Below are 16,113 nucleotides of genomic sequence, written 5' to 3'. Positions count from 1 at the left end.
CGAAGGCGAGGCCGGGGCCGCGGGGGTCCGCGAGAGCGAAGGCGAGGCCGGGGCCGCGGGGTCCGCGAGAGCGAAGGCGAGGCCGGGGCCGCGGGGTCCGCGAGAGCGAAGGCGAGGCCGGGGCCGGGGAAGCCCGGGGAGGACGGGCCGGGGAAGCCCGCGCTCCCGGCGCCGGGCGGAACCGGACACAATCGAGGCATGGCAACCGATCTTCACGAGCTGCTGAGGTCACTGCGGGTCTGGGACCCGAAGGTCACGGACCTGCCCTCCTTCGAGCCGGCCACGGCCCCGGCCGCTCCCCTGCCCCTGTTCGCCGAGTGGTTCGCGGCGGCGGTGGCGGCCGGCCAGACCGAGCCGCACACCATGTCGCTGGCGACCTCCGACGAGTCGGGCCTGCCCGACGTGCGGATCGTGATGCTGCACGGCGCGGACGCCGACGGCTGGTCCTTCGCGTCCCACGCCGGCAGCCGCAAGGGGCGGCACCTCACCGGCCGCCCGTATGCCGCGCTCGGCTTCTACTGGCCGGTGCTGGGCCGCCAGGTCCGGGTGCGCGGCCCGGTGACGGCGGCGCCGTCCGAGGACGCGCAGGGCGACCTGCACGCCCGCTCGACGGGCGCGCTGGCGGCGGCGCTGACCGGGCGGCAGAGCGAGGTCCTGCCGTCCCTGGACGACCTGGCCCGGGCCTCGGAGTCGGCGTGGGAGCGGGCGTCGCGGGAGCCGGAGGCACCCGTGCCGTCCTGGACGCTGTACCGGCTGCGGGCCGAGGAGGTGGAGTTCTTCCAGGGCGACGAGCGACGCCGACACGTCCGGCTCCGCTACCGGCGGGACGGGGAGGAGTGGTCGCGGGAGCTGCTGTGGCCGTGAGGGGCGGGGTCCAAGGGCCGGGTCTGGGCGGCTACTTGGCTTCGGCCTAAGGGTGACCTCGTCCCAGCTGATGCCACTCGTGACCACACCCGTCGGCGCAGAACCGCTCCCGTCGGCGCGCATCCGCCGACCCCAGGACGTGGATCAGCAGACGAAACGCTTTGACACGTTCGTGCGGCGGCCGCAGGGCAGCGATCTTTCCCATCTGCACGTCGATGCGTCCTGCCAGGATCAACACCGCCGGGGTGTGGGTGGGTCGGAGCCCGGAACGCCGGATGCCTTCCAGGGCGTCTTCACCGGAGGCGCGGGCCTGTACGCAGAAGTGGCAGAGCAGCCGCAGCACAGCAGCTTGCTCGTCCTCGTCCAAGCCTTCGAACCAGTCGACCCCGCGGGCCGTCGGGCGCAGGCCCTGCGCGAGCTCGTTGAGCAGCACAGTGGGATCGTCCACGGGCCGCCCCACCTCCTTCCACGTGAAGTCGCGCACGTCTTCTACGTGAAGTCGTGCACGTCGAAGTCCGCCACCGGCCGGTAGCCGATGCGCTGGTAGAGGCCGTTGCTGGTCGGGTTGTCCAGGTCGGTGAAGAGGAGGACCTCGGCCACGCCGGAGGCCAGGGCGGCGCGGCTGACCTCGGTCGTCGCGGCGCCCGCGTAGCCGCGGCCGCGGAGGTGGGGCGGGGTGTAGACCGGGGCGACGCGGACCTGGCCGGCGACCTGGGGGCCGGTGCCGGCCATGGCGACCGGTGTGCCGTCGGGGGTTTTCCACAAGGTGATGCCGCCGCTGTCGATGCGGGCGTCCGCCCACTCGGCGGAGTCGCGGACGGTGCCCAGGCCGACGGACGCGCTGAACTCGTCGTGCCAGCGCCGGAGAAGCTCGCGGTCGGCCTCGACGGCGATCCGGGGGCCGCCGGGTGGGAGGGGCCCCGGCTCGGTCAGGGTGCCGAGCCGGTAGAGCCGCTGGCGCCGGCGGAGGACGGCCGGGGCGCCCGTGTGCCGCTGCCAGGCCTCGGCGAAGGCGGCCGCGGTGTCGCACTCCGCGTTCACCCCGGGCAGGCGCCGGCCGAGGGCGGCCAGGCGCGCGGCCAGGGCGTCGGCGTCCTCGGGAGTGACGGCGGTGAGGTTCAGCCAGTGCGGCGGGGTGCGGAAGAAGGCCGCCCGGACCTCTCCCGCCCGTTCCAGTACGCCGAACTCCGGTGCCCCGTCGCCGTACACGCACCGGCCGCGGGTGCGCAGGGTCTCCGTGACCGTCAGCGGCACGGTGTGCAGCGCCGGCCGGGAGCGCAGGAAGGCTCCCGAGCGGGTCAGGAACTCGCCGAGGTCATGGGTGAGGTGCCAGCCGCCCGCACCGGGATGGGGATCGGTGTCGGTTTCGGTGTCAACTCCGGTTCCGGTGTCCATGGTTCATCGTGCCGTGTGCCGCCGCCCGGGCACCCCTCATTTTTGGGCGGCCCCCCGTCCGCTCACTTGCCGCTGTCCTCGGCCAGCGTGTGCGCCACCAGCGCGTTGGCGTGGCCGTGGCCCAGACCGTGTTCGGTCTTGAGCCAGGTGACGAGCTCCATGTGCCGGGTCAGCGGCGAGGTGCGGATGAGCTCCTGCCAGTGGGCGATCGGTCGGCCGTACTTCTTCTCGATGGAGGGGAAGTAGGCGGCGGGGCCCTTCACGGGTGCGGTCATCTCGGCCGGTCCCTTCACTTCTCGGCGGTGCAGCTGCGGTCGCGCTGCGGTTGCCGGGTATGACCGGCGGGGCCGGGCGGACTGATCGCCCAGCTGACGTGACTCGCGTCACACCGACCCGTTCCGCCCTTCTCGCGGACCCGTCGGCTCCGGGTCCGTGGCCAGGCGGGCGTGCAGATGGGCGTCCCGGAACGCGTCGTGCCGCTCCTCCTGGAAGATCGCACCGCGCAGGGTGCCCTCGTACGAGAACCCGCACCTCTCGGCGATCCGGCACGACGCGTCGTGACCGACCGCGTGGTCCAGCTCCAGCCGGTGCATTCCGAGTTCCGTCAGCGCCCAGTGGGCGGTGAGCAGCAGGGCCCGGGTGGCGACGCCCTGGCCGCGTGCCTCGGGCAGGACCCAGTAGCCGACGCGGGCGACCTTCAGGTGGTACTTGATCTCGTTGACCCCTATGTGCCCCAGCGGCGCGTCGGTGCGGGCGTCCGCGACACGGAACGACACCGACGTCCCCTCCAGGGCACTCTGCGCCCGCGCCAGCAGCGACTCCCGCGCACTGGCCCGGTCCGTGACCAGCCGCAGCGGGGTGTTCCAGCGCCGGAACTCCGGATCGCGCAGCCCCCGAAGCCACGTGTCGACGTCGGCACCGGATCCGGCGTCCCAGGGGCGCAGGCGGAGACCGTGGCCGTGGAGATCCGGGTGGGGGCCGGTCAGGGACTGGTCACGTATGGGGGCCATGGGTCCCATTCAAACCCGTGGTTCCCGGAAACCGGCCTCCCGTGCGCCAAGGACAGGGCAAGAAGTGGGTGGTTACACCGGCGTCCCCGGGAACGCCGGCATCCCCGGGAGGACCGGAGCCACCGGGGGCTCCGGCGCCCTCGTGAACACCGGCACCCCCTCCCGGAACGCCACCACCAGCTCCGCCCCACCCGACAGGCCCGCACCCCCGCTCGCGAGCGTCGTCGACGACGACTCCCCGGCCCCCACGATCTCCGTCATCATCCGCGGTCCCTCGGCGAGTTCGACCACAGCGGCGACATAGGGGACGCGGTCCGGGAACGGCGGAAGGTCGTTGCGGTGCACGACGGACCAGGTGTAGAGCGTGGCGCGGCCGCTCGCCGTCTCCCAGGTGACGTCCTCGCTCCAGCAGTGGGGGCAGAACTCGCGCGGGTAGTGGTGGGCCCGGCCGCAGTCCCCGCAGCGGCGGATCAGCAGCCGGCCCTCGGCGGCGGCGTCCCAGTACGTCCGCGTGAAGGCGTCGGGCTCGGGCCGGTCGAAGCGGTGGCCGGTCACAGGAACAGCCCGAACGCGCTGTCCAGCGACCACGCCTGCCAGGACATCCCGAACAGCGCGACCACCGACATCAGCGCCATCATCGAGTTCTGCCCCTGCTCGGCGACGTCGTGCACCATCAGCGTGAAGTACAGCGCGTTGAGGAGGAACCCGCCGACCAGGGCGATCGGGGTGAGGAAGCCGGTGATCAGGCCCAGTCCGAGCGCCAGTTCCGCGTAGACGACGACGTACGCCATCACGCGCGGATGCGGCGCCACGGCCGCGTCGAAGCCCGAACGCACGGCCTTCCAGCGGTGCTCGGCGGCTATGGAGGCCGCCCAGGTGATGCCGGTGCCCCGCTCGAACCAGGCCTCGCGGTCCTTGTGCCGCCAGCTCTCCAGCCACCACAGCCCGAGCCCGATCCGCAGCACGGCCAGCCATTGCGCCCCGGTGAGCCAGATCGCGTCCATGCAATCTGACGGTACGTCAGATCTGCGGATGCGCAAGGGCCGGCGAGAGGCCGACTCCGTGCCCCGAACAAGGACCACCCCCGACCTTCGTTCGACCAGGAACGATCACCGCCCCGCCACAACCAGGCCCGCTACGCCACGAGCCCCACCCGCTCCTCCTACAGGCGTGATCAATCCGAAACCAATTCCGGTCTTGACCGAGACCCATCAAGCGGTCCCGTGATTACGCTCGCGCTCATGGCCGACTCCACACCCCCCACACACGCCTCCGCACAGCCCCCACCCGACCGCCCCGTCTACGTCATCGGCGGCGGCCCCGGCGGGCTCTCCGTGGCGTACGCGCTGCGCGCCCGGGGCATACGGGCCGTCGTCCTGGAGAAGTCCGACCGGGTCGGGGCGTCCTGGCGCCGTCACTACGACCGGCTGCACCTGCACACCACCCGCCGCCTCTCGGCCCTGCCCGGGCTGCCGATGCCGCGCCGGTTCGGGCGGTGGGTGTCCCGGGACAACGTGGTGCGGTACCTGGAGAAGTACGCCGAGCACCACCGCCTGGAGATCGTCACCGGCGTCGAGGTGTCCCGCGTCGAGCGCACCCCCGACGGTGCGGGCTGGCTGCTGCACGCCACCGGCGGCCGGGAGCTGACCGGCGCGGCGGTGGTCGTCGCCACCGGCTACAACCACACCCCGCGGCTGCCGGACTGGCCCGGCCGCGCCGACTTCACGGGCGAGCTCCTGCACGCCGGCGAGTACCGCAACGGCAAGCCCTACGCCGGCCGGGACGTCCTCGTGGTCGGTGTCGGCAACACCGGCGCGGAGATCGCCGTCGACCTGGTGGAGAGCGGCGCCGCGCGGGTCCGGCTCGCCGTGCGCACCGTCCCCCACATCGTGCGCCGTTCGACGGCCGGCTGGGCCGCCCAGTACAGCGGCGTCCTGGTCCGCCGGCTGCCGGTCGGCCTGGTCGACCGGATCTCCCGGTTGCAGGCCAGGGTGGCCGTGCCCGACCTGTCGGCCCACGGGCTGCCGCGTCCCGACACCGGGCTGTACACGCGGGTGAAGCAGGGGGCCATCCCGGTGCAGGACGTCGGCCTGATCGACGCCGTGCGCAAGGGCGGGGTGGAGGTCGTGGCGGCCGTGGAGTGCTTCGAGGACGGCGGCAAGATCGCCCTCGCCGACGGCACCCGGATCTCCCCGGACGTGGTGATCGCCGCCACGGGGTACGTCCGCGCCCTGGAGGGCCTGGTCGGCCACCTCGACGTCCTCGACGACCGCGGAAGGCCCGTCACCCACGGCCCCCGGACCCCGAAGACCGCTCCCGGCCTGTACTTCACCGGCTTCACCAACCCGATCAGCGGCAATCTCCGCGAGATGGCACTCGACGCGGTGAAGATCGCGAAGGCCGTCGCGAGGAGCGGTTCGGGGAGCGTGTCACGCCTGCCGGGCTGAGCCCTCGCCCCGACGGGGGGACGACCCGCGCCGGTCCACTCGACAACTTCACTCGCTCACACCGTTCCTGACGTCGCATCAGTTCAGTAATCTGACAGAGCGTCAGTTAGCGGCTGTCTCACAGGAGCGGGCGGAAACGATGCTTGGATCGACCCACGGCACCCTCACCACCGACTCCCGCCGGACCCGGGCCATCGCCTGTGGCGAGCGGTCCGGGCCTGCCGTCCACGGCAGGCCCGCCCAGGCGGGCGACCTGGATGTCAGCGGACGGCCGCTGCACTCCGGCGTACCCGATCTGGACCGCTTCTTCCGCCCCCGGTCCGTCGCCGTGGTCGGCGCCTCGGACGCCGAGGGCCGCCCGAACACCGGCATCACACGGCAACTGGCCGACTGGGCCGAGCGGGTCGGCGCCACGCTGTACCCGGTCCACCCCAGCCGGCCGTCCGTGTTCGGCATCCCCTGCTTCCCTTCCGTCGCCGGCCTGCCCGAGCAGGTCGACCTGGCCGTGGTGCTGGTCGGCGACCCCGTCCCGGTGATCGAGGAACTGGCCGAGGCCAAGGCGCGGTTCGCGGTCGTCTTCGCGTCCGGGTTCGCCGAGACCGGGCCGGAGGGCGAGGCCGCCCAGCGGCGACTGGCCGCAGCCGTGGAGCAGTCCGGGCTGCGGCTGCTCGGGCCCAATACCAACCTCAACGCCTTCGAGCGGTTCCGCGACGACCTGGAAGGGCCGGCGATCGCGTTGATCACCCAGTCCGGCCACCAGGGCCGCCCCGTCTTCGCCCTCCAGGAACTCGGCATCCGCCTCTCCCACTGGGCGCCCACCGGCAACGAGGCCGACCTGGAGAGCGCCGACTTCCTCTCCTACTTCGCCGAGCAGCCCGAGGTCGGCGCCATCGCCTGCTACCTCGAAGGGCTGAAGGACGGCCGCTCCTTCCTTCTCGCCGCCGACCGGGCCGCCCGGCGCGGTGTGCCGGTCGTCGCCGTCAAGGTGGGCCGCACCGAGACCGGCGCCCGCACGGCCGCCTCCCACACCGGCAAACTGACCGGCGCGGACGCCGTGGTGGACGCGGCGCTACGCCAGTACGGCGTGATCCGGGTCGACGGACTCGACGAACTCCAGGACACCGCAGCCCTGTTGGCCCGGGCCCGCCCGCCGCGCGCCGACGGCGTCGTCGTCTACTCCATCTCCGGCGGCACGGGCGCACACGTCGCCGACCTGGCGACCGGGATGGGCCTGAGCCTGCCGGTCCTGTCCGAGGCCAAGCAGGCCGAGCTGCACCAGTGGATACCCGAGTACCTGAGCGTCGCCAACCCGGTCGACAACGGCGGGCATCCGGTCGGGGACGAACGCGGCCGGAAGATCATCGACGCGATCCTCGACGACCCGGAGGTGGGCGTGCTGATCTGCCCGGTCACCGGGCCGTTCCCCCCGCTCAGCGACCGGCTCGTGCGGGACCTGGTGGACGCGGCCGAGCAGACCGACAAGCTGGTCTGCGTGGTGTGGGGTTCACCGGTCGGCACCGAACCCGCCTACCGCGAGGTCCTGCTCGGCTCCTCCCGCGTGGCCACCTTCCGCACGGTCGGCAACTGCCTCACCGCCGTGCGCGCCCACCTCGCCCACCACCGCTTCGCCGCCGCCTACCGCTCCCCCTTCGACGAGGCCCCGCGCACCCCCTCGCCGTCCTACCGCAAGGCGCAGGCCCTGATGCAGCCCGGGCGGCAGCTGAGCGAGCACGCGGCGAAGCAGCTGCTGCGGGCGTACGGCATCCGTGTACCGCGCGAGCAGTTGGTGACCAGTGCGGCGGCGGCCGTCCGCGCGGCCGGGCTCGTGGGCTACCCGGTGGTGATGAAGGCCTCCGGCGCCCGGATCGCGCACAAGACCGAACTGGGCCTGGTGAAGATCGGGCTGACCTCGGCCAGCCAGGTCCGCGACGCCTACCGGGAGCTGACCGACATCGCCCGCTACGAGGACGTCGCCCTGGACGGCGTCCTGGTCTGCCAGATGGTGGAGCAGGGCGTGGAGATGGTCGTCGGTGTCGCCCACGACGACCTGTTCGGCCCGACCGTGACCGTCGGGCTCGGCGGCGTGCTCGTCGAGGTGCTGCGCGACACGGCCGTAGGGGTGCCGCCCTTCGGGGAGGAGCAGGCGCGGGACATGCTCACCGGGCTGCGCGGTCGGGCCCTGCTCGACGGGGTCCGGGGGCGGCCGGCGGCGGATCTGGACGCGCTGGTGGAGGTCGTCCTGCGCGTGCAGCGCATGGCCCTGGAACTCGGGGACCAGCTCGCGGAGCTGGACGTCAACCCGCTGATGGTGCTGCCGCAGGGGCAGGGCGCCGTGGCGCTGGACGCGCTGGCGGTGTGCCGCTGATGACCGGGGCCGCGGTTCTGCACACGACCGGCAACCACATCCTCTCCGTCACGCTCAACCGGCCCGAGAGCCTCAACGCCCTCACGCCCGGGCAGCGCGAGGACATCATCGGGCTGCTGTCGGAGGCCTCCGCGGCGGCGGAGGTACGGGCCGTGGTGATCACGGGGACGGGCCGCGGCTTCTGCGCCGGGGCGGACCTCCGGGCGGCGGGCACTCCCGGCGAACGCCTCGCCGGCGACGTGGCCCGCACCCTGCGCACCGGCGCCCAGCGGCTGATCGCCGCCGTGCTCGACTGCGAGAAGCCGGTGATCGCGGCCGTGAACGGCACGGCGGCCGGACTCGGCGCGCATCTGGCGTTCGCCTGCGATCTGGTCCTCGCGGCCGAATCGGCCCGGTTCATCGAGGTGTTCGTACGGCGCGGGCTGGTCCCCGACGGGGGCGGCGCCTACCTCCTCCCGCGGCTCGTCGGCCCGCAGCGCGCGAAGGAGCTGATGTTCTTCGGCGACGCGCTCGGCGCGGTGGACGCCGAGCGCCTCGGGCTGGTCAACCGGGTCGTCAGGGACGAGGAGCTGGAGAAGACGGCGCGCGCCTGGGCCGAGCGTCTCGCCTCCGGCCCGACCCGCGCTCTCGCCCTGACCAAGCAGCTCGTCAACGCCTCCCTCGACACCGACCGCACCGCCGCCTTCGCCGCCGAGGCCGCCGCACAGGAGATCAACATGACGACGGCGGACGCGCGGGAAGGCGTACGGAGCTTCGTGGAACGGCGGAGCCCGGAGTACCGGGGCCACTGACCGTTCCCGGCCGCTTCCCCCCCCGTTCCTTCCCCTCCCCGCCTCTTCCTGCTCTGCTCCTACCCTCCCCCCTCTTCCCGCCCTGTTCCTGCCCCTCCCCGCCCCTTCCTATCTGACACTACGTCAGTTTCAATGCTGGATGTGATGGGACAAGCAGGGATGGCGGAAGCAGCCGTCCGCTACCTCAGGTCGGTCCGCGCCACCGCCCCGGAGCCCGTCGACGCGCTGCCGCGCCCCGAACTGCGGTGCGTCGGCGCCGACGAGCGCGCATCCCTCGACCCCCGGGAGTTCCGCCGGGTCCTGGGGAACTTCGCGACAGGCGTGGCCGTCGTCACGGCCCCCGCCGCCACGGCCGGAGAACCTCCCGCCGGCTTCGCCTGCCAGTCCTTCAGCTCCCTCTCCCTCGACCCTCCCCTGGTCGCCTTCATGGTCGGCCGGACCTCGACGACCTGGCCGCGGATCGCCCGCGCCGGAGTGTTCTGTGTGAACGTCCTGGGCTCCGGCCAGGGCGAGTTGTGCCGCGCCTTCGCGGTGAGCGGCGCGGACAAGTTCGCGGGCGTGGCGTACGACACGGCGCCGGTGTCGGGCTCGCCGCGGCTGACGGGCGCCGTGGCGTGGATCGACTGCGCGATCCACGCCGTGCACACCGGCGGCGACCACCTCATCGTGGTGGGCCGGGTGAACGCCCTCGGCGCGGAGGACGCCGACGGCCCGCTCCTCTTCCACCGGGGGCGCTTCGCCCGGCTGGCGCCGCCGTAGCGCTCACACCGCCGTCAGCCGCCACAGTGACGTGACCTCGGCGGATCGCGCGGCATGGAGTGGATCGCCGGTGTCCCGTACGCGGGAGTGGCGCGGACGGGTGTCCAGCCGGTCGGCGACGCGCAGGCCCGCCGCCGCGATGGCGGCCGGCAACGCGCCCCGGTCGCGCAGCCCGAGCCGTTCGGCGAGGTCGGACAGGACGAGCCAGCCCTCGCCGCCGGGTTCCAGCCGGCCGGCGAGCCCGCTCAGGAAGCCCTGGAGCATCGCACCGCCCGCGTCGTAGACGCCGAGGTCGAGGTCGGAGGCGGGCCGGGCGGGGAGCCAGGGCGGGTTGCAGAGGACGAGGCCGGCACGGCCGTCGGGGTACAGGCCGGGCCCGGTGACGCGGACGGTGCCCACGAGCCCCAGCCGCCGTACGTTCGCCCGGGCGCACTCCCGTGCCCGGGCGCCGACATCGGTGGCGACCACCTGCCCGACCCCGCGCCGGGCCAGCACGGCGGCCAGCACTCCGGTGCCCGTGCCCAGGTCGAACGCCGTACGCACCGTCCCGCCGCCCGGCAGGGGCGCCCGTGCGACGAGGTCGACGTACTCGCTCCTGGTCGGCGCGAACACCCCGTAGTGCGGGTGGATCCGCGCGCCGAGCGCCGGAACGGCAACGCCCTTCTCCCGCCACTCCCGGGCGCCGATCACCCCCAGCAGCTCGGTGAGAGCGACGGCGACAGGACCGCCGGACGGGGGCCCGTAGGCCTCGTCGCACGCCCGGCGTACATCGGGCGCGCGGCGCAGCGCCAAGGTGTGGTCGGCCTCCAGCAGGACGAGCAACTTGCCGAGTACGCGCGCCCGGTGGGCGCGGTACCGGCGGTGTGCGTGAAACGCCTCGGCCGGGCGTCCCGGCACTTCGGGCGCGCTGTGGCCGACGCGGCGGTCCATGGCACGCAGCAGCTGACGGGCGTTGTGGAAATCCCCGCGCCACAGCAACGCGGTGCCCTCACAGGCGAGTCGGTGGGCGACGGCGGCCGGCATCAGGTCGTCGGCGACGACGACCCGGCGGGGCAGGGGCAGCCCGGACTCAGAGTGCCAGCGGGCGGAACGGGGTCGAGCCTCGACCCAGTGGATCGTGGACACGGCAGACTCCTCGGAAGGTCGAACATGAGCGAACGCGCGAAGTCACGACGATCACGTCACCGAGGACCATGCCGAGTGTCATCACGTCACCTTTCGAGGCAGTGCGGTGGCAACGGCCAGAATAGGCCGACCAGCCGGAGCGTCGCGGCGGATCGGGGAGGCAGAGCCATGAACACCGAGGACAGCGCCCGGGAACCGGCCGAGCACGTCCGCTTCGCCGCCTACCTGGTCGAGCTGGATCAGGTCGCCGACGCGGACGAGAGCGCGCTGGTCGGGGGTGTTCTCGCCGACCCGGATCCTGTGATGGCCGGGGCCGCCGTGGTGCGGCACCTCGACCGCCGGGCCGCAGAGCTCTTTCCCACGCCCCTCTGGGAGGAGTGGGCCGAGGCCATGGCCCGGCTGATGATCGGCCATCCCTTCCCGGTGCGGCGCCTTCAGGAGTGGTCCCTGTTCCGGGCGGTCGCGCTCGGGCTGCCCTGGCACCGGGACGACCTGCTCGGGGCGTCCGACTGGCTCCAGCTGAAGGCCGCTGACGGAACGAACCCCGAGGCCCTCCAGGTCCTCGCCGAGAGCGGCCGGACCAAGCGGATCCGCAACGCCGCCCGGACGGGCCTCGGGCGGCTGGGCACGGGCAGAACCCCAAGGGCCGAACTCCGGTGACCGGCCCGGGCTCGGGCCAGGTGACCGGCCCGGCTCAGGCCACCGCCATCTCGCCCCCCGCCCTCCGCCGGATCACCAGCGCCATCAGCGCCGCCGCCGCGCACAGCGCCCCGGAGGCGTACCAGACCACGTCGTACGACCCGAAGGCGTCCCGCGCGACACCGCCGAGGAAGGCGACGACGGCCGCCCCGACCTGGTGGGAGGCGAGGACCCAGCCGAAGACGATCGCGCTGTCCTCGCCGTACTGCTCGCGGCACAGGGCGAGGGTGGGCGGGACGGTGGCGACCCAGTCGAGGCCGTAGAAGACGATGAAGAAGATCATCGGGGGGTGGACCGCGGGGCCGAGCAGGAGCGGCAGGAACATCAGGGACACGCCCCGCAGCGCGTAGTACACCGCCAGCAGGCGGCGCGGCTCGAAGCGGTCCGTGAACCAGCCGGAGGCGATCGTGCCGACGACGTCGAAGACGCCGATGACGGCGAGCAGGGACGCGGCGGCCTGGACGGGCATGTGGTGGTCGTGGGCCGCGGGGATGAAGTGGGTCTGGATCAGGCCGTTGGTGGAGGCGCCGCAGATCGCGAAGGTGCCGGCGAGCAGCCAGAACGGGCCGGTGCGCACGGCGGACAGCAGCACGGTCACGGCCCGGCGGGCGGCGCCGGGGACGGGCGGCGGCTTGGGCACGAACTCGGCGGCTCCGTACGGCTTCTGGCCCACGTCGGCCGGGTGGTCGTGCAGCAGGAGCCACACGAACGGGACGACCGCGAGCGCGGCGAGCGCGACCGTCACGGCCGCCGGGCGCCAGTCGTACCGCTCGATGATCCAGGACAGCAGGGGCAGGAAGATCAGCTGGCCGGACGCCGAGGCGGCGGTGAGGATGCCGCTGACCAGGCCGCGTCGTGCGGTGAACCAGCGGTTGGTGACGGTCGCGGCGAAGGCCAGCGCCATGGAGCCGGAGCCGAGCCCGACGAGCAGGCCCCAGTACAACATCAGCTGCCAGGCGGCGGTCATCCACACGGTGAGCCAGGAGCCGGCCGCGATCACGGTCAGGGCGACCGCGACGACCTTTCGGATGCCGAAGCGGTCCATCAGGGCCGCCGCGAACGGGGCCGTCAGACCGTACAGCGCCAGGTTCACCGAGACGGCGGCGCCGATCGTGCCGCGCGACCAGCCGAACTCGTCGTGCAGCGGATCGATGAGCAGGCCCGGCACGGACCGGAAGGCGGCGGCGCCGATGATCGTCACGAAGGTGACGGCGGCGACGAACCAGGCGCGGTGCACCCGCACACGGGTCGGCTTCGGCGGCTGCTGGACGGCCGCCGCTTCGGTTGTCTGGGTCACGACATAGAGCTTCCGATCCGCGGCGCGCTCCATCGAGTGGCCCGAAGGACAGCATTCGTTAGGATCAGGCCATGAGCCGTGAGCCGGAGTTCCGCCCGCACCGGGTCGTCGTCCTCGCCCTCGACGGCCTGCTCCCCTTCGAGCTGGGCATCCCGCACCGCATCTTCGGCCGCCCCCGGGACGCCCGGGGGCGCCTGCTGTACGACGTCGTCACCTGCTCGGTCCGCCCGCCGGGCCCGGTGCGGACCGACGCCGACTTCGCCATCCAGGTCGAGCACGGCCCCGAGGCCCTGGCCACCGCCGACACCGTGATCATCCCGGCGTCGTACGAACTCGGCCCGGTCTTCGAGCAGGGCGTACTCACCGGGGAACTGGCCGCCGCCCTCGCCCACATCCGCCCGGGCACCCGGCTCGCGGCGATCTGCATCGGCGTCTACGTCCTCGCCGCCGCCGGTCTCCTGGACGGCCGCCCCGCCACCACGCACTGGGCCGACGCCGACCGTCTCCAGCATCTCTTCCCGCATGTCGAGGTCGACCCCGACGTCCTGTTCATCGACGACGGCGACGTCCTGACCTCCGCCGGCGTAGCGGCGGGCATCGACCTGTGCCTGCACATGGTGCGCCGCGACCACGGCACGGCGGTCGCCAACGAGGTGGCCCGCCGCACGGTCGTCCCGCCGCACCGCGACGGCGGTCAGGCCCAGTACATCCACCGGCCGGTACCCGACCCGCAGCAGGCGACCACGACGTCGGCCCGCGCCTGGGCCCTGGGCCGTCTCCACGAGCCGATCCAGCTGCGCGACATGGCCGCCCAGGAGTCCATGTCGGTGCGCACCTTCACCCGCCGCTTCCGCGAGGAGACCGGTGTCAGCCCAGGCCAGTGGCTCACCCAGCAGCGCGTGGAACGGGCCCGCCACCTCCTGGAGTCCACCGACCGCTCCGTCGACCAGGTCGCCCGGGACGCGGGCTTCGGCACGGCCCAGTCGATGCGCCAGCACCTCCAGTCGGCCCTCGGTGTCACACCCACCGCCTACCGGCGCACGTTCCGGGCGGAGAACGACACCGCCGCCGTCAGAAGGTGAGCACCGCCCGCGCCACCCGGCCCGCCTCCGCGTCCGCCGCCGCCTCCTCGAACTCCTCGACCGGGTAGGTCCGGGTGACCAGTTCGTCGAGCAGGAGGCGCCCCTGGCGGTACAGGCCGGCGTACAGGGCGATGTCCCGCTGAGGGCGGGAGGAGCCGTAGCGGCAGCCCAGGATGGCCTTGTCGAGGTACATCGAGGAGACGCGGAAGGACGCCTCGGCGGTGGCGGGCGGGACGCCGAGCAGGATCGCCTGGCCGTGCCGGTCCAGGGCGTCGATCGCCTGCCGGATCAGCTCCACGCGGCCGACGCACTCGAAGGCGTGGTCCACGCCCGTGGGCAGCAGGTCGCGCACGCCCCCGGCCGAGGTGAGGAAGTCGGTCGCACCGAACCGGCGCGCCATCTCCTCCTTCGCCGGGTTGGCGTCGACGGCCACGATCCGCCCGGCGCCCGCGAGCCGCGCCCCCTGGAGCACGTTCAGGCCGATACCGCCCGCCCCGATGACCAGGACGCTGTCGCCGCGGTCCACCCGCGCCCGGTTCAGTACGGCGCCCACCCCGGTCAGCACCCCGCATCCGATGAGCGCCGCCGAGGTCATCGGGATGTCGTCGGGGATCGGGACCGCCTGGACGGCCTTGACGACCGTGCGCTCCGCGAACGCCGAGTTGGACGCGAACTGGTGCACCGGCGCGCCCTCGTGGCCGAACGGCCGGCCCGGGCGCCCGATGGCCTGCCGGCACATGGTCGGCCTGCCCCGGTCGCACTCCGCGCACGTGCCGCAGTTCGCCAGGGTGGACAGCGCCACAGGGTCACCGGGCGCGACATGGGTGACGCCCCCACCCACCGCCTCCACGACACCGGCCCCCTCATGGCCCAGCACCACGGGCACGGGGAAGGGGATGGTCCCGTCCACCACCGACAGATCGCTGTGGCACAGCCCGGCCGCCGAGATCGCCACCCGCACCTCGCCCGGCCCCGGCTCCCGCACCTCCAGGTCCGTCACGACCCGGACCTGCTTCCCGTCGAAGATCACGCCTCGCATCACACGGCCCCCTTGGGCTCCCTGGGCAGGCCGAGCACCCGCTCGGCGATGATCGTGCGCTGGATCTGGTCCGAGCCGCCGTAGATCGTGTCGGCCCGCGAGAAGAGGAACAGGTGCTGCGCGGCGTCCAGTTCGTACGGTGCCGAGGCCGACCAGTCGGCGGGGCCCACCCCCGCCGCCGCACCCCGCACCAGCACCGCCAGCTCGCCGAGCCGCTGATGCCAGCCGGCCCACAGCAGCTTGGTCACGCTCGGGGCACCCGCGTCACCAAAACCCCCCAGCGTGCGCAGGGCGTTCCAGCGCATCGTCCGCAGCTCGGCCCACTGACGCACGAGCCGCTCCCGTACGACCGGGTCGTGCACCGCGCCCGACGCCACGGCCGCCCGCACCACAGCGCCCAGTTCCTCGGCGAACCCGATCTGCTGGGCCAGCGTGGACACCCCGCGTTCGAAGCCGAGCAGACTCATGGCGACGCGCCAGCCGTCGCCCTCGCCGCCGACGACGTGCTCGGCGTGCGCGCCGTCGAAGAAGACCTCGTTGAAGTCGCTGGTGCCGGTCATCTGGCGGATGGGGCGGACCTCGATCCGGCCGGGCTGGTCCATGGGGACGAGCAGGAAGGTCAGCCCGTGGTGCCGCACCGAGCCGGGCTCGGTCCTGGCCAGCACGAAACACCAGTCCGCCTCGCGGGCGAGCGACGTCCAGATCTTCTGCCCGGTCACCCGGTACGTACGGCCGTCCGGCTCGCGCACGGCCGCGGTACGGACACCGGCCAGGTCCGATCCGGCGCCGGGTTCGCTGTAGCCCTGGCACCAGAGTTCCGCACCGGCGGCGATCGGGGGCAGGAACCGCGCCTTCTGCTCGTCGGTGCCGTGGGCGAGGAGCGTGGGCGCCAGCAGGTTTTCCCCGATGTGCCCGGACCGCGCCGGCGCCCCCGACCGCGCGTACTCCTCGGCCCAGACGACCTGCTGGGTGAGGGTGGCCCTGCGATTCCCGTAGCCGTCCTCCCCCCACCCGAGCCCGATCCACCCGGCGGCACCGAGGGTGTGTTCCCAAGTGCGGCGGTCGGCAGCGCCGCTGACGTGCGAAGCCAGCCAGTCACGAGCTTCGCTGCGGAACGCATCGTGCTCCGGGCCGAAGTCGAAGTCCATCAGGGTTCTCCTCTCGATGCCGCAGGGGCGGATTGCCCAGGGGCGCGGGGAACTGCGCGACCAGCCACGACGAAACCCACACCCGCCGTGAA

Annotated in this window: 17 protein-coding genes; 7 read left to right on the top strand and 10 right to left on the bottom strand. The window is 73.4% G+C overall.

The window, feature by feature from the left end:
* Positions 1-198 precede the first annotated feature (198 nt).
* Positions 199-864, top strand: a complete 666-nt coding sequence (locus tag IE153_RS20385) for a pyridoxine/pyridoxamine 5'-phosphate oxidase (RefSeq protein WP_189591238.1) — start codon at positions 199-201, stop codon at positions 862-864.
* 46 nt (positions 865-910) lie between these two features.
* On the opposite strand, the gene IE153_RS20380 is transcribed toward IE153_RS20385, so the two are convergent.
* The 6 genes from IE153_RS20380 to IE153_RS20355 form a co-directional block, all read right to left on the bottom strand.
* The gene (locus IE153_RS20380) at positions 911-1,312 is read right to left on the bottom strand and encodes a DUF5958 family protein (protein WP_189591236.1); all 402 of its coding nucleotides are present in this window, start codon (positions 1,310-1,312) and stop codon (positions 911-913) included.
* Positions 1,313-1,353: 41 nt separating this feature from the next.
* Entirely contained in the window at positions 1,354-2,259 is a 906-nt protein-coding gene (locus IE153_RS20375; RefSeq protein WP_189591235.1) for a GNAT family N-acetyltransferase, read from the bottom strand.
* Positions 2,260-2,321: 62 nt separating this feature from the next.
* Entirely contained in the window at positions 2,322-2,534 is a 213-nt protein-coding gene (locus IE153_RS20370) for a DUF4287 domain-containing protein (protein WP_189591233.1), read from the bottom strand.
* A gap of 108 nt (positions 2,535-2,642) precedes the next feature.
* Positions 2,643-3,269, bottom strand: coding sequence for a GNAT family N-acetyltransferase (locus tag IE153_RS20365; RefSeq protein WP_189591231.1), 627 nt, complete (start codon positions 3,267-3,269; stop codon positions 2,643-2,645).
* 72 nt (positions 3,270-3,341) lie between these two features.
* Positions 3,342-3,824, bottom strand: a complete 483-nt coding sequence (locus IE153_RS20360) for a Zn-ribbon domain-containing OB-fold protein (RefSeq protein ID WP_189591229.1) — start codon at positions 3,822-3,824, stop codon at positions 3,342-3,344.
* Positions 3,821-4,273, bottom strand: a complete 453-nt coding sequence (locus IE153_RS20355) for a DoxX family protein (protein ID WP_189591222.1) — start codon at positions 4,271-4,273, stop codon at positions 3,821-3,823. Before IE153_RS20355 ends, IE153_RS20360 begins: the two co-directional genes overlap by 4 nt.
* A 237-nt stretch (positions 4,274-4,510) precedes the next feature.
* On the opposite strand from IE153_RS20355, the gene IE153_RS20350 reads away from it, so the two are divergent.
* The 4 genes from IE153_RS20350 to IE153_RS20335 all read left to right on the top strand — a co-directional run bounded on the left by IE153_RS20350 (position 4,511) and on the right by IE153_RS20335 (position 9,631).
* Positions 4,511-5,716 carry a flavin-containing monooxygenase gene (locus tag IE153_RS20350; protein ID WP_189591220.1) on the top strand — a complete coding sequence of 402 codons (1,206 nt, stop codon included), beginning with the start codon at positions 4,511-4,513 and terminating at the stop codon, positions 5,714-5,716.
* Between the two features lie 139 nt (positions 5,717-5,855).
* Entirely contained in the window at positions 5,856-8,081 is a 2,226-nt protein-coding gene (locus IE153_RS20345) for an acetate--CoA ligase family protein (RefSeq protein ID WP_189591218.1), read from the top strand.
* Positions 8,081-8,872, top strand: coding sequence for an enoyl-CoA hydratase/isomerase family protein (locus IE153_RS20340; protein ID WP_189591216.1), 792 nt, complete (start codon positions 8,081-8,083; stop codon positions 8,870-8,872). The genes IE153_RS20345 and IE153_RS20340 overlap by 1 nt, the downstream gene beginning before the upstream one ends.
* 144 nt (positions 8,873-9,016) lie before the next feature.
* Positions 9,017-9,631, top strand: coding sequence for a flavin reductase family protein (locus IE153_RS20335; RefSeq protein WP_229829065.1), 615 nt, complete (start codon positions 9,017-9,019; stop codon positions 9,629-9,631).
* 3 nt (positions 9,632-9,634) lie between these two features.
* On the opposite strand, the gene IE153_RS20330 is transcribed toward IE153_RS20335, so the two are convergent.
* Positions 9,635-10,756 carry a methyltransferase gene (locus IE153_RS20330; protein ID WP_189591214.1) on the bottom strand — a complete coding sequence of 374 codons (1,122 nt, stop codon included), beginning with the start codon at positions 10,754-10,756 and terminating at the stop codon, positions 9,635-9,637.
* A gap of 168 nt (positions 10,757-10,924) precedes the next feature.
* Here IE153_RS20330 and IE153_RS20325 point away from each other — a divergent pair, with 168 nt between their 5' ends.
* Positions 10,925-11,416, top strand: a complete 492-nt coding sequence (locus IE153_RS20325) for a hypothetical protein (RefSeq protein ID WP_189591212.1) — start codon at positions 10,925-10,927, stop codon at positions 11,414-11,416.
* Between the two features lie 34 nt (positions 11,417-11,450).
* On the opposite strand, the gene IE153_RS20320 is transcribed toward IE153_RS20325, so the two are convergent.
* The gene (locus IE153_RS20320; RefSeq protein ID WP_189591210.1) at positions 11,451-12,752 is read right to left on the bottom strand and encodes an MFS transporter; all 1,302 of its coding nucleotides are present in this window, start codon (positions 12,750-12,752) and stop codon (positions 11,451-11,453) included.
* Positions 12,753-12,823: 71 nt separating this feature from the next.
* Between IE153_RS20320 and IE153_RS20315 the strand changes: the two genes are divergently transcribed.
* Positions 12,824-13,834: a GlxA family transcriptional regulator gene (locus IE153_RS20315; RefSeq protein WP_189591209.1), complete on the top strand. Its 1,011-nt coding sequence runs from the start codon at positions 12,824-12,826 to the stop codon at positions 13,832-13,834.
* Here IE153_RS20315 and IE153_RS20310 read toward each other — a convergent pair.
* Positions 13,824-14,873, bottom strand: a complete 1,050-nt coding sequence (locus IE153_RS20310) for an alcohol dehydrogenase catalytic domain-containing protein (RefSeq protein WP_189591207.1) — start codon at positions 14,871-14,873, stop codon at positions 13,824-13,826. The two genes, IE153_RS20315 and IE153_RS20310, sit on opposite strands and share 11 nt — an antisense overlap.
* Complete coding sequence (locus IE153_RS20305; RefSeq protein WP_189591205.1) at positions 14,873-16,021, bottom strand: acyl-CoA dehydrogenase family protein; 1,149 nt, start codon at positions 16,019-16,021, stop codon at positions 14,873-14,875. Before IE153_RS20305 ends, IE153_RS20310 begins: the two co-directional genes overlap by 1 nt.
* Positions 16,022-16,113 lie beyond the last annotated feature (92 nt).

The organism is Streptomyces massasporeus (assembly GCF_014648995.1).
In the GTDB taxonomy this organism is placed as follows: Bacteria; Actinomycetota; Actinomycetes; order Streptomycetales; family Streptomycetaceae; genus Streptomyces; species Streptomyces massasporeus.
This window is presented reverse-complemented; position numbering and strand designations above follow the sequence as displayed.